The sequence below is a fragment of the Sedimenticola selenatireducens genome (genome assembly GCF_007625115.1).
Lineage (GTDB): Bacteria > Pseudomonadota > Gammaproteobacteria > Chromatiales > Chromatiaceae > Sedimenticola > Sedimenticola selenatireducens_A.
On the sequence record NZ_VMNH01000020.1, the window covers coordinates 23,537 to 37,099 of the forward strand.

The window sequence follows — 13,563 nt, forward strand, 5'->3', positions numbered from 1 at the left end:
TCGATTTACCTGTCGGGCTAAAATAAAAAGTAGCGCTGCGCCATAGGTAAGCGTTCTGCCGGTTCACAGGTGAGTAATTGCCCATCTGCCCTTACCTGATAGGTTTGTGGATCCACTTCAATTTCAGGTTGATAACTGTTCAGCCGCATATCGCTTTTTGTGACTGTCCGACAATTATTCACCACACCAATCAGTGACCTGAGCCCGAGTTGTTCCGAAATACCGGCTGTATATCCCGCCTGTGAGAGAAACGTCATGCGCGTGGAGAGACGGGCCGTTCCCAATGCCCCAAACATGGGTCGATAGTGCACCGGTTGTGGTGTGGGAATGGAGGCGTTGGGATCACCCATGGGTGCGGCGGAAATCATGCCGCCTTTTATGATCAGGCTCGGTTTGGTACCAAACATAGCTGGCTTCCAAAGTACCAGGTCGGCCAGCTTGCCTACTTCTACTGACCCAACTTCATGTGAAATGCCATGGGTAATCGCCGGGTTGATGGTGTATTTGGCAATATAACGTTTGGCCCGAAGGTTATCATTTCTGGCGCTGTCACCCGCCAGGCTCCCGCGTTGTTCTTTCATCTTGTGCGCTGTCTGCCAGGTACGGGTAATCACCTCACCCACACGTCCCATCGCCTGGGAGTCAGAAGCGATCATGGAAAATGCCCCGAGGTCATGCAGGATATCTTCAGCCGCAATGGTTTCACGACGGATGCGTGATTCTGCAAAGGCCACATCTTCTGCTATGTTCGGATCAAGGTGATGACAGACCATCAGCATATCGAGATGTTCATCAATGGTGTTGATCGTATAAGGGCGTGTTGGATTGGTGGAGGAGGGTAATACATTCGATTGACCGCATGCCTTGATGATGTCAGGTGCATGCCCGCCACCTGCGCCTTCGGTGTGATAGGTGTGAATGGTACGGCCCTTCATTGCCGCCAGCGTGTGCTCAACAAAGCCAGATTCATTCAGTGTGTCCGTGTGAATGGCAACCTGTACGTCGAATTGATCAGCCACCGTCAAGCAGTTATCAATGGTGGCCGGTGTAGTGCCCCAGTCTTCATGCAGCTTAAGACCAATAGCTCCGGCCACTACCTGTTCTTCCAGGGGGAGGGGCAGGCTGGCATTGCCCTTTCCAAGAAAACCGATATTCATGGGCAAGGCTTCTGCTGACTCCAGCATGCGATGGATATGCCAGGGGCCGGGTGTACAGGTGGTGGCGTTGGTACCCGTGGCCGGACCGGTGCCACCCCCGAGCATGGTAGTGACGCCTGACATCAGTGCATCGTCCACCTGTTGTGGACAGATGAAGTGGATATGGGAATCGATACCCCCTGCCGTAAGGATGTTGCCTTCTCCGGCTATCGCTTCGGTACCGGCGCCAATGATGATATTCACACCCGGTTGGATATCTGGATTACCGGCCTTGCCAATGGCACAGATGCGACCGTTTTTGATACCTACATCGGCTTTGACAATGCCCCAGTGATCAAGGATCAGCGCATTGGTGATGACGGTATCCACCACCTCATCTGCGGGGCGCTGGCCCTGGCCCATGCCATCGCGGATCACTTTTCCTCCGCCAAATTTTACTTCGTCGCCATAGCGGGTATGGTCATGTTCCACTTCGATCAGCAGTGCTGTGTCTCCGAGCCGTACGCGATCGCCGGTGGTAGGACCGTACATCTCGGCATAGGCTTGATTACTGATGATTGCCATTGATTAATCCTCCAGGTTGCCCATCACGGCACCGTTAAAACCGTAGACCTTGCGGTCGCCTGCATAAGCTACCAGGGTCACTTGACGGGTTTGGCCAGGCTCAAACCGAACGGCCGTACCGGCGGCAATGTCCAGTCGAAATCCCCAGGCCATGCCGCGGTCAAATGTCAGTGCCGGGTTGGTTTCGGCAAAGTGGTAGTGGGAACCCACCTGGATTGGGCGGTCGCCCGTATTGGCCACTGAAAGCGACACTGTCTCTCTACCACTATTAAGTTCTCGATTGCCGGGTTCAGCGATGATCTCTCCTGGAATGATGGCGTCTGTCTGAATATCCTTTGTTGGCAGGATCGGGTCGTGTACGGTGACCAGCTTGGTGCCATCGGGAAAAGTGGCTTCCACCTGTACGTCATGGATCATGCTGGCGACACCTTCCATGACATCCTCGGTAGTGAGTAGCGTGCGGCCGTAATCCATCAACTCGGCAACAGTCCTGCCATCCCGTGCACCTTCCATGATCGCTGCACTGATATAGGCAACCGCCTCGGGGTGATTCAGTTTCACACCTCTTGCCTTGCGGCGTTCTGCCAGCAGAGCGGCGGTAAAAAGTAACAGTTTGTCTTTTTCTCTTGGTGTGAGATCCATGCAAGACTCCTCGGTGTTATGTATGCCAGATACGTGGGGTGCAGGGTGGGCGCTTGACCACGGCCGGTCTTAATGCTTTCCATAGATCGCAAAAAAGTGTGCGGGCTGATTCCGTTGAATCGCCCAGGTAGCGTGCAATCAATAGACCGTCTATCAGGGTAATAGCCAACTCATGTTTATGGTGTTCTGGAACCAGGCTGCGAATTGACTCTACAAGGCCGGTTTCCTGAGTTGTGGCATAGAGCGTTCCGAACACTGGCTGGCCCCTCAGTTTGGCGCATGAGAAGAGATCCTTCTGGTCTTTTATCACCAGCCGTTCATGCAGTAACGGCAAGCCATCACGAAATAGGCTGAAGCGGAAGCGTGCTTCGCCATGATCGAAGGACTCTTGCACGCTGGGTCGTCCAAGACAGTTGATCTCCCAGCCGATGAAGGTCGCATCGCCTTTGAGATGAACGGTAGTATGTAATTCTGATTTTGCCCCCGGGAAAAAAATATTCTCCTGCGGCAGCCACTCCAGACAGCCATCAGATACCGTGAGCGTTTGATGTTGTGATGACCAGGCTTCACTGGTTCTGTAGAACTTGGTTGCGCCAGGTGTAGTAATCAGGGCGGCGGACTTTTTACGGACATCAATGTTGATGTGTAACTGATCGCCACCGGCAACGCCGCCGGGTGGATGCAGCAGGTAAACATGACACAGATCTTGTTCGGGATAGAGTGCCCGTTGAACAGTCAGGGGTCCTTTGCGATGACGCTCTACGAGGTGTGTCTTTCCTGCGATCTTGCTGAATCCAAGGTGCAACTGGGCCAGCCAGTCACTGCTTTTTATAGCGTTGGCGGGGATTGAGGAGTGCGCGACCATCAGACCGTCAGATACTGTTTAATTAAATCATCACCGAGGTCACCCATTGCGCCGGCAGACACATTGCGACCACGATCAAGAATGCAAAAGTGATCGGCAACTTTACGTGCAAACGGAAGTTTTTGTTCCACCAGCAAAACAGTTAGGCCAATGTCACGATTGAGTCGAAGAATAATGTCGCCGATCTCTTGGACGATATTGGGTTGAATCCCTTCTGTCGGTTCATCAAGGATCAATAGTTTTGGATCGATAACCAAGGCACGCCCAATGGCCAGTTGTTGCTGTTGACCACCGGAAAGATCACCGCCGCGACGTCCAAGCATCTCTTTTAATACCGGGAAAAGTTCAAAAATGAATTCGGGAATCTGCTGGCTCTTTTCCCTTCGTGCTGGCAGGCCAATGCGCAGGTTTTCTTCTACTGTCAACGTCGGGAAGATTTGCCGGCCTTGTGGCACATAACCGATACCCAGAGGGGCTCTGCGTTCAGCAATCTGTCGGTTGAGTGATTGACCCTCGAACAGGATCTCGCCGGATCGGATGGGCAACAAACCCATGACACACTGGAGTAGAGTGGTTTTACCCACACCATTACGGCCCATCAGGCAGGTGCATTTACCCTCGACTACCTGCAGGTCAAGATCCCATAGCGTATGTGATTCGCCGTAGAATTGATTGATTTGTTCAATATTGAGCATGTTTCCCGGCCTCGCTATTCGCCCAAGTAGACTTCGATAACACGTGGATCAGCCTGAACTTCATCCATACTGCCCTCGGCCAGTACACTGCCCTGATGCAACACGGTGACTTTACGGGCAATGGAGCGAACAAAATCCATATCATGTTCTACGACGACGACAGTGTGGGTTCCCGCAAGTGAAGTCAGCAGTTCAGCGGTACGATCCATCTCTTGATGTGTCATACCGGCAACCGGCTCGTCCACTAACAGCAGTTTTGGGCTTTGCATCAGTAACATGCCAATCTCAAGCCACTGTTTCTGGCCATGGGAGAGGGCGCCGGCATAGAGATTGCGCTGTTCCTGCAGTGCGATGATCTCTAAAACTTCGTCGATTTTATCCCGCTGTATACCGTTAAGTTGTGCCGTTAGGGTAGGCCAGATACGTTTATCACCGGCCATGGAGAGTTCAAGATTTTCAAACACTGTGTGGGATTCAAATACAGTGGGTTTCTGGAACTTTCTACCGATACCGGCCTGGGCGATCTCGGGTTCACTCAACTGCATCAGATTAATATTTTGTCCGAAGAAGGCGCTGCCTTTGTCCGGCCGGGTCTTACCGGTGATGATGTCCATCATGGTGGTTTTGCCCGCACCATTGGGACCAATAATGCAACGCAGCTCACCGGCATCAATATAGAGATTCAGATCGTTAATAGCCTTGAAACCATCAAAGCTGACCGAGATATCCTCAAGGTAGAGAATGGTGCCATGGCTCAGGTCTACTTCAAGACCCGTGGTCTGCAACATAAAGTCAAACACTCGATCCCGTCGCATCACTTCACGAAGATTATCCAATGAGTTCATGATTGCGCCTCTTTTCGTTTCATCAGACCAATCACACCTTTCGGCAGGAGAATGGTGACCAGTACAAAGAGTGCGCCCAATGCAAACAGCCAGACCTCCGGTAGTGCGCCAGTCAGATAGGTTTTTCCATAGTTCACCATGAGTGCCCCGACAGCGGCTCCATAGAGCGTGCCCCGACCACCAACGGCTACCCAGATAACCATCTCAATAGAGTTGAGTGGGGAAAACTCTCCGGGATTGATAATGCCCACTTGAGGGACATAGAGCGCTCCCGCGATACCGGCCAGTACAGCGGAAAAAGTAAAGATGGCCAGCTTTACATGTTCGACCCGGTAACCGATAAAGCGCGTACGGTCCTCGGCATCACGTACGGCCACGGCAACCCGTCCTAATCGTGAAGTAACAATAGCGCGGCAAATGATATAGCCAAGGGCAAGCATCAGTGCTGTGACGATAAACAGACCAATACGCGTGCTGTCGGCCTGCAGATTAAAACCAAGCAGCTCTTTAAAGTCGGTCAATCCATTGTTACCACCAAAGCCCATCTCGTTGCGGAAGAAGGCGAGCATTAAGGCATAGGTTAATGCTTGGGTCATGATAGAGAGATAGACGCCGGTGACGCGTGAGCGAAAAGCCAGCCAGCCAAAAACAAAAGCCAGCAACCCAGGTGCTACCATTACCATCAGTATGGCGAACCAGAACATGTCAAAGCCGTACCAAAACCAGGGGAGGGCGTCCCAGTTCAGAAAGACCATAAAGTCAGGTAGCAGGGGATCACCATAGACGCCACGGTCGCCAATTTGGCGCATCAGGTACATACCCATGGCATAGCCGCCGAGCGCAAAAAAAGCGCCGTGGCCAAGACTAAGGATGCCCAGATAACCCCAGGCCAGATCCACGGCAATTGCCAGCAGTGCGAAGGCGAGGTACTTACCCAGCAGTGTGACCGTGTAAGTCGATATGTGCAGTGGATGCCCCTCAGGCAACAGTAGATTCAGCAAAGGAATCAGTACGGTTGCCAGAGCCAGCACGGAAAGAAACAGCTGGCCACCACGATCGTGTTTTATGAGGTTGATAATACGCATGCTTCAACCCTCGGCCGCCCGGCCTTTTTGCGGGAACAGTCCCCTGGGCCGTTTCTGAATAAAGAGAATAATGAACACCAGTACCAGGATCTTGGCCAATACCGCACCCGACCAGGGTTCAAGAAACTTGTTGGCAATGCCCAGTCCCATACCACTGACCAGTGTCCCCCATAGATTGCCCACACCACCAAATACGACCACCATAAAGCTGTCGATAATGTAGGCCTGCCCGAGATTGGGTCCTACATTGGTCAGCTGACTTAAAGCAACACCTGCTATGCCTGCAATACCTGAGCCCAGGCCAAAGGTCATGGCATCAACCCATTCGGAACGGACACCCATGGCACGGGCCATGGCGCGGTTCTGCGAGACTGCTCGCACTTGAAGTCCCAGCACACTTTTTTTCAATACCAGATATAAAACACCGAATACCAACAAGCAGAATGCAATGATGTAAAGTCGGTTTAGCGTAAGTGATAACGCACTGTTGATCTCCCAGCTACCGCTCATCCATGTTGGCGTTTCGACAGAACGATTAAGTGGTGAGAAAATGGTACGCACGGTTTGCTGTAGAATGAGGCTGATACCAAAAGTGGCCAGCAATGTCTCAAGTGAACGTCCATAAAGAAAACGGATCACGCCACGCTCGATCGCAATGCCAACCAATCCAGAGATGACAAATGCGGCGGGTATGGAGAGCAATAAAGAGAGGCCAATGTCATTGGGTAACAGCAGTTGCATGACATAGGTGGTGTAGGCGCCAATCATGATCAATTCCCCATGGGCCATATTGATGACGCCCATAACACCAAAGGTAATCGCGAGGCCAATGGCTGCCAATACCAGAACCGATCCGAGGCTGAGTCCAAAAAATATATTTTCTACCAGACTATATAGCTGCAACTTGGCTTGGATGTTATCAAGCACTTGTTTAATATCGGCAGCAAAGGCCTTGTCAGTCGTCTGCTGTTGCAGCTTCCTCAGGCCATTACGGACAGCGGGATGTATGTTTCCATCAAGGACTGCTACTGCGGTGAGGCGTTCATTCTTGTCTCCCGAGGTAAGTTTTCCCAGGGCGATGACAATTTCCATCGCCTCACGAATTTCAGGAACTTGTTCATCAATGAGTAGGGTCTGTATCAGTGTCGCACTTTCCGCTGAGGGGTTATCCAGCATTTGATTGACTGCGGCTAAACGCTTATCGGCAAGGGGATTACGCAGATCCATCATGGCCAATACATTGCGGATTTGACTGCGCATTCTGTTATTCAGTGAGATTTTCTTGGCAGCGCTTTTTTTGATTGGTCCGATGTCTTCATGGGTAAGTGCATTGGTTGCAGTAAGAGGCTCTGCATCTGGTGCAAGTATGATGAGTTTTTTGTCTCGCTTAAGATAGTAAAGGCGGCTTTCCTGCAGGGCGATCAGTATCTTTTCGGCCTGTTCGCTTCCCTCCGCTTCAAGTAATTCAATTGCTCGGTACTTATCCGTAAACTTTTTAGATTTAAGTAACTCTGCCGCATCTGCTATGGGATGGCCACTTGCGTAGGTTGGATTAAGCGATACCACAGTGATACCTATAATAAGCAGTATCCACGTTATTAGCTTCGCCATAGGTTTACTCGTTAAGTCTGTGTCACTGAATCTCAGAAGTAAAACTCAGCGTTTTAGTACTGTGTTCGTGGGTGGTTTGAGCAAGCCGGCCATGCCAGACCGGCTTGCATAACAAACGCTGGTAGTGAAAGTTATTCGTAATTCTGGCCTGAACATTTGGCCGTTTTTACGTTGTAGTTGCCGCACGATAGTGGCGCTCTCCAGTCGGAGATGATGTCCTTCGATCCTGGGAGGTAGTCTGACCAAGCATCACCTGCAACCAATCCTGACGTCTGCCATACCACCTCAAACTGACCGTTACCCTGAATCTCACCGATCAGCACGGGCTTGGTCACATGGTGGTTAGGCAGCATGGATGAGTAGCCTCCGGTCAGATTGGGAACAGAGACGCCGATAATGGCTTCCTGAACAGCATCTGAATTCGTCGTGCCAGCTTTCTCAACGGCCTTAACCCACATATTGAAGCCGATATAGTGTGCCTCCATTGGATCGTTGGTTACACGTTTATCGTTTTTGATGAAGGCTTTCCACTCGCTGATGAAATTGCTGTTGGCCTCGTCATCCACGCTCATGAAATAGTTCCAGGCGGCGAGATGTCCAACCAGTGGTTTTGTATCGATGCCGGAAAGCTCTTCTTCTCCCACTGAGAAGGCAACCACAGGGATATCCTCGGCAGAGAGGCCTTGGTTACCCAGCTCTTTATAGAAAGGGACGTTAGCGTCACCGTTGATGGTGGAGACAACAGCGGTCTTCACACCCGTGGAGCCGAACTTCTTAATATCGGAAACGATGGATTGCCAATCTGAATGACCGAATGGGGTGTAGTTGATCATGATATCTTTATCCGCCACGCCTTTTGCTTTCAGATAGGCTTCGAGGATTTTGTTGGTGGTACGGGGATAGACATAGTCTGTACCCGCCAGCACCCAACGTTTTACACCAATATCATTCATAAGGTAGTCAACGGCAGGAATGGCCTGCTGATTGGGGGCCGCTCCGGTGTAGAAGACATTTTTGGAGGACTCTTCACCTTCGTACTGAACTGGATAAAACAGTAACCCATTCAGTTCTTCAACAACCGGCAGTACCGATTTTCTTGAAACCGATGTCCAGTTACCAAATATGGCGGCGACTTTATGCTGGCTGAGTAGTTCACGACCTTTTTCTGCAAACAGAGGCCAGTTGGATGCAGGGTCAACCACTACAGGTTCCAGTTGTTTGCCGAGCAGCCCGCCTTTTTTGTTTTGCTCTTCGATCAGCATCAACATCGTGTCTTTTAGTGTGGTTTCACTGATCGCCATGGTGCCGGACAGGGAGTGCAGGATTCCCACTTTGATGGTCTCAGCAGCCTGCGCATTACTGATGCCCGCTAGGGCGATAGCCATCGAAATCAGGCTGCTTTTCAGATAACTTTTTTTCATCTCGTACTCTCCACAATCTTTAGAAGTGATGTGTTGCATGAATTTGGCACTGGAATTGCTCACTCCGGGTATACCGGGCGCCAGCTTTTTGCAGGTCTAGTCTCTACCGAGGGAACTGGAACCACCATTCGGCGTTAAGCCCAGCGGCATACGTCAAATGACGTATGGTCACCCCATCAGCGGGAATTTAGTGTAGTGCTGCCCCAAAAAGGTGCATTGCAAAATGAAAAGCGACGAGATGAAGCACAAGATGGCTACCCACCCAGTGATCAATCCAACAAAGCGCCGCTACAATCAATGGGTAGCCAATGAAACGTTGGAAGATTTTGCGCTGCGTTATACCGCAACTCGTGCACGAAAATGGTCAGATGCACGCGTGGCTAATACCGCTTTGGGTATTGTCTCCTTTCTTGCTTTAGAGGCGATCGGCGGTGCGATCACGCTGCAGTATGGATTTACCAATTCCGTGTGGGCCATTGCTGTGGTCTGCGCCCTCATTTTCCTGTTTGGGCTACCCATTTGTTACCATGCCGCCCGATCAGGATTGGATATTGATCTGCTCACCCGTGGCGCTGGTTTTGGCTATATCGGATCAACGATTTCATCGCTGATCTATGCCTCTTTCACCTTTATCTTCTTTGCACTGGAAGCCGCCATAATGTCCATGGCCCTGCAACTGCTGCTGGGCATTCCCTTGGCATGGGGCTATGTCATCAGTGCTTTGATCGTCATTCCACTGGCCACCCATGGCATTACCCGGATCAGTCGTTTTCAGTTGTGGACACAACCTTTATGGTTATTGCTGCAGCTCGCGCCCTTGCTGTTCATTCTTTATCACCATGGTGAGGCCGTTAGGGACTGGACTGAATTTACCGGTCTTGACCAGGCAGGTGAAGGCGGCTTCAACCTGCTGTTGTTTGGTGCAGCGGCCGCGGTCATTTTTCCGTTGATTGCCCAGAATGGTGAACAGGTGGATTTTCTGCGCTTTTTACCGAAGGAGCAGGAGGGTTCGGGTAAATGGTGGTTGGCACTTACCCTTGCAGGGCCGGGATGGACGCTGTTCGGCGTGATCAAGTTACTGGCAGGTTCGTTTCTCGCGGTGCTGGCGATCCAGCAAGGGGTTGCTGCTGAACTTGCCGATGATCCCTCGCATATGTATCGGGTTGCCTTCAGCTATATAACCGTTCATCCAGAGGTGGCGCTGGTTTTGACGGCTACCTTCGTTATCATTTCCCAGCTCAAAATCAATGTGACCAATGCGTACGCAGGATCACTCGCCTGGTCCAACTTTTTTTCGCGTATTACCCATCACCACCCAGGTCGAATAGTCTGGCTCTTCTTCAATGTCGCCATTGCGCTTCTGTTGATGGAGTTGGGGTTGTATCAGGCCTTTGAAAATATCCTGATTACCTATTCTACGTTGGTACTGGCCTGGATGGGATCACTCGTGGCCGACTTGGTGGTCAATCGCCCATTGGGTTTGCGGCCCAGACACATGGAATTTAAACGCGGCCGCTTGTACGACATCAATCCGGTAGGGGTGGGTTCCATGGCGATTGCCTCTTTAGTCGGCATCATTGGCCAGCTTGGCATGCTTGGCCCTACCGTGAAGGCGCTTTCTCCCTTCATCTCTCTTTTTATCCCCTTTATTACCGCACCGCTTATCGCCTTTTTTACCGGTGGGCGCTACTACCTTGTGAGGGATCATAACCACACAGACACGCATCACGCGGAGCACTGTGCAATCTGTGCGAATAGTTTTGAAGGCCCGGATATGATCGATTGCCCGGTTTATGGGGGCGATATCTGCTCGCTCTGTTGTGCCCTTGACGCCAGTTGCCGTGACCGTTGCAGGCCAAAAGCCCATCTGCAGGCACAATTGGTCCAACTCATTACCCGGCTTTTTCCCCGTGTGCGCCGGTTACCGTTTAATCCAACGGTGGTTCATTTCCTTGTGATCCTGGTGATGACCAGCTTACTCATTGCCGGACTGTTCTACATTGTCTATCGCTCCGGTGATTATGCTTCAGTTCAACAAGCGGCGATTGCAGGGGCTGCATTGAAAAAGACATTTTTGTTGCTGTTTATTGTTAATGGCGTGCTGGTATGGCTCTACGTATTGGCACAGGATAGTAAACGAAAGGCGCTGGATGATTCACTCCATCGCGCAGATCAGCTGCACCAAGAGGTCGCCGCACATAAAAAGACAACCAGGCAACTACAGGATGCCAAAGAGGTGGCCGTGACCGCCAATCAGGCAAAGAGCCGGTACTTGTCGGGCGTCAGTCATGAGTTGCGAACACCGCTTAACACGGTGCTGGGCTATGCACAGTTATTGAAAGCCGATGTGCAATTAGCGGCACGGAATCGTAAGGCGGCCGAGGTGATCCATCGCAATGGTGAACACCTTTCTGATGTTATTGAGGGATTACTGGAGATTTCAAAAATTGAGGCCAGGCGTATCGACATACTGCGTGATGAAGTGAATCTGCGCATGTTAGTTGATCAGTTGGCTGAGACCTTCACCGTGCAGGCTCAGTCAAAGAATTTACAGTTTGATTATCAGTGTGATGCTGATCTCCCCAACTGTGTACTGACTGATGAAAAGCGTCTTCGACAGATTCTTATGAATATGCTTTCCAATGCTGTCAAGTATACCCAGACTGGTAAGGTGCAATTTCACATCAGCTATCGAAACGAGGTAGCGAAATTCTTTGTTAATGATACGGGTATTGGTATTAAAGAGGTGGACAGGGAACGCATCTACGCCCCATTCGAGCGTATCCAGAATGAAGAGACGCGCTTTGTAACGGGTACCGGTTTGGGACTAACCATCTCACGACTGCTTTGCACCTTAATGGGTGGCGACCTCTCCCTTAAAAGCGAGTTCGGTCAAGGCAGTGCCTTTACGTTTGCCGTCATGTTGCCCTTTGTCTATAAACCTACCCGTCCGGTTGTTTCTAAACAACGCATACTTGGCTATACCGGAGAACGAAAAAGACTCCTGGTGGTGGATGATGAGCCTTGGCATCGTGCGCTAATATGTGATTTCCTGACCCCGCTAGGATTTACCCTGCTTGATGCGGAGAGTGCGCAACAAGGATTGCAGCTTGCTGAAGAGAACGTTATCGATCTGTTCCTGCTGGATGTGCGTATGCCATTAATGGATGGTTGGGAGCTTGCGCAGAGGCTGCGCAGCCGCAGTGTAGATGCACCGATATTTATGCTCTCGGGTAATGCAATAGAAACTCAACGTGAAGAATTCACCAGCCGACTGCATAATGAGTATCTGATTAAGCCGATTAATTTGGAGAGCCTGCTAGAAAAGATTGGTGCGGCCTTGAATCTGCAGTGGGTTTTTGATCTGGACGCTGTGGACGCATCACAGAAAATACTGGCTATTTCGGAAGCAGAGGAGAGTGCACCTCAACGAGCCGATCTGGATGAATTGATATCCATGGCGAAAATTGGCTACCTCAATGGGGTACTGGAAAAATTGGATGAGCTGGAAATGAGATACAGCAATTCTACTCATCTGCGCTATCTCAAATCTCGCGCCGAGGCCTGTGACTTGGAAGGACTGATCCGTACTATCAGAGCGTTCAATTATGCCACTTGATCGAAGTAATCCCATTGTATTGGTAGTCGATGACTCGCCCGATTCTCTGGGCATGATTCATACGGCATTGCAGACTGGAGGGTACACTGTTCTTGTAGCACTTAATGGAAAGCAGGCGCTGGACATTGTCGAAAGAATACAGCCAGATGTGGTGTTGATGGATGCAGTGATGCCGGTGATGGATGGTTTCGAAAGCTGCCGGCAGATGCGTAATCTGCTTCCTTTAACACCTATCTTGTTTATGACGGGTTTAACCGATCCTGAGCATATCGTAAAAGCATTTGATCATGGTGGGACTGATTACATCACCAAACCGCTTAATCCCGATGAATTACTTGCACGCATCACGGCTCACGTGCGCAGTGCACATCTGATTGGTGATGCGCGCGCGGCCTTGGACTCTGCACGACAACATGTGATCTCAGTGAATGGGAGAGGAGAGGTGTTGTGGACAACTCCGGAAGCGCGGGAGCTGCTGGCGGGTAATGGCATTGAGGTAGCTGTGGGTGAGTTTCGTTTTAGCAGTGATATTATGGCTTGGTTAGGCAGCCAGGGTCAGATGCAGGATCTGATTATTCATACCCCACAGCACCCGCTGATTATCCGCTACTTCAAAGCAGTACACGCTGATGAACACCTGCTGCGTATTGTGGATCAACATCAGTTGCTTGATGCATCAGTGCTCGAGGCTGCGCTGCCTGTGACGAAGCGTGAAGCCGAGGTGTTGCTCTGGGTTGCACAAGGTAAGACCAATCGTGAGATCGGTGAGATACTGACGCTGAGTCCACGCACGGTCAATAAACACTTGGAACAGATCTACAGTAAGATCCAGGTAGATAATCGCGCGGCCGCCACTTCGATTGCCATTCAATCCCTGTTAGGTATGTCGGTATAAGATAAAAAAGAACGCTGGGCCGAATGGCACTTACTTAAGCTCAACTGTAGTAGTTCAGACTTGATCTGACACTTCGCTTGAAAAAGAGAGGGTTACCAGTTTTGATGGAAGTGCGAACTTTCAATCGAAACACAAAGAGGTAACCCTCATGATCAATAGTAACG

At 50.7% G+C, this 13,563-nt stretch carries 10 protein-coding genes; 2 read left to right on the forward strand and 8 right to left on the reverse strand.

Annotated features, from left to right (window positions below; translation table 11 throughout):
• Window positions 1–17: 17 nt before the first annotated feature.
• From ureC to urtA, 8 genes are all read right to left on the reverse strand, one after another.
• Entirely contained in the window at window positions 18–1,721 is a 1,704-nt protein-coding gene (gene ureC / locus FHP88_RS13990; RefSeq protein ID WP_144359711.1) for an urease subunit alpha, read from the reverse strand.
• A 3-nt stretch (window positions 1,722–1,724) separates the two neighbouring features.
• Window positions 1,725–2,363, reverse strand: a complete 639-nt coding sequence (gene ureA, locus FHP88_RS13995; RefSeq protein WP_144359712.1) for an urease subunit gamma — start codon at window positions 2,361–2,363, stop codon at window positions 1,725–1,727.
• 16 nt (window positions 2,364–2,379) lie between these two features.
• Window positions 2,380–3,228, reverse strand: coding sequence for an urease accessory protein UreD (locus tag FHP88_RS14000; protein WP_260843318.1), 849 nt, complete (start codon window positions 3,226–3,228; stop codon window positions 2,380–2,382).
• Window positions 3,228–3,923, reverse strand: a complete 696-nt coding sequence (gene urtE, locus FHP88_RS14005) for an urea ABC transporter ATP-binding subunit UrtE (RefSeq protein ID WP_144359713.1) — start codon at window positions 3,921–3,923, stop codon at window positions 3,228–3,230. The genes FHP88_RS14000 and urtE overlap by 1 nt, the downstream gene beginning before the upstream one ends.
• Before the next feature lie 14 nt (window positions 3,924–3,937).
• On the reverse strand, window positions 3,938–4,768 hold the full coding sequence (urtD, locus tag FHP88_RS14010; protein WP_144359714.1) for an urea ABC transporter ATP-binding protein UrtD: 831 nt from the start codon (window positions 4,766–4,768) through the stop codon (window positions 3,938–3,940).
• Window positions 4,765–5,853 carry an urea ABC transporter permease subunit UrtC gene (gene urtC / locus FHP88_RS14015; protein WP_144359715.1) on the reverse strand — a complete coding sequence of 363 codons (1,089 nt, stop codon included), beginning with the start codon at window positions 5,851–5,853 and terminating at the stop codon, window positions 4,765–4,767. The genes urtD and urtC overlap by 4 nt, the downstream gene beginning before the upstream one ends.
• A 3-nt stretch (window positions 5,854–5,856) precedes the next feature.
• Window positions 5,857–7,464, reverse strand: coding sequence for an urea ABC transporter permease subunit UrtB (gene urtB, locus FHP88_RS14020; protein WP_144359716.1), 1,608 nt, complete (start codon window positions 7,462–7,464; stop codon window positions 5,857–5,859).
• Between the two features lie 131 nt (window positions 7,465–7,595).
• Window positions 7,596–8,885: an urea ABC transporter substrate-binding protein gene (gene urtA, locus FHP88_RS14025; protein ID WP_144359717.1), complete on the reverse strand. Its 1,290-nt coding sequence runs from the start codon at window positions 8,883–8,885 to the stop codon at window positions 7,596–7,598.
• Between the two features lie 223 nt (window positions 8,886–9,108).
• Between urtA and FHP88_RS14030 the strand changes: the two genes are divergently transcribed.
• Together FHP88_RS14030 and FHP88_RS14035 are read left to right on the forward strand one after the other, a co-directional pair.
• Window positions 9,109–12,504: an ATP-binding protein gene (locus FHP88_RS14030; RefSeq protein WP_144359718.1), complete on the forward strand. Its 3,396-nt coding sequence runs from the start codon at window positions 9,109–9,111 to the stop codon at window positions 12,502–12,504.
• Complete coding sequence (locus FHP88_RS14035) at window positions 12,494–13,399, forward strand: DNA-binding response regulator (protein WP_144359719.1); 906 nt, start codon at window positions 12,494–12,496, stop codon at window positions 13,397–13,399. Before FHP88_RS14030 ends, FHP88_RS14035 begins: the two co-directional genes overlap by 11 nt.
• Window positions 13,400–13,563 lie beyond the last annotated feature (164 nt).

Coding starts and splice junctions, on each gene's coding strand:
- ureC (WP_144359711.1), bottom strand. CDS start 1,721: ATGGCAATCATCAGTAATCAAGCCTATGCCGAGATGTACGGTCCTACC.
- ureA (WP_144359712.1), bottom strand. CDS start 2,363: ATGGATCTCACACCAAGAGAAAAAGACAAACTGTTACTTTTTACCGCC.
- FHP88_RS14000 (WP_260843318.1), bottom strand. CDS start 3,228: ATGGTCGCGCACTCCTCAATCCCCGCCAACGCTATAAAAAGCAGTGAC.
- urtE (WP_144359713.1), bottom strand. CDS start 3,923: ATGCTCAATATTGAACAAATCAATCAATTCTACGGCGAATCACATACG.
- urtD (WP_144359714.1), bottom strand. CDS start 4,768: ATGAACTCATTGGATAATCTTCGTGAAGTGATGCGACGGGATCGAGTG.
- urtC (WP_144359715.1), bottom strand. CDS start 5,853: ATGCGTATTATCAACCTCATAAAACACGATCGTGGTGGCCAGCTGTTT.
- urtB (WP_144359716.1), bottom strand. CDS start 7,464: ATGGCGAAGCTAATAACGTGGATACTGCTTATTATAGGTATCACTGTG.
- urtA (WP_144359717.1), bottom strand. CDS start 8,885: ATGAAAAAAAGTTATCTGAAAAGCAGCCTGATTTCGATGGCTATCGCC.
- FHP88_RS14030 (WP_144359718.1), top strand. CDS start 9,109: ATGAAAAGCGACGAGATGAAGCACAAGATGGCTACCCACCCAGTGATC.
- FHP88_RS14035 (WP_144359719.1), top strand. CDS start 12,494: ATGCCACTTGATCGAAGTAATCCCATTGTATTGGTAGTCGATGACTCG.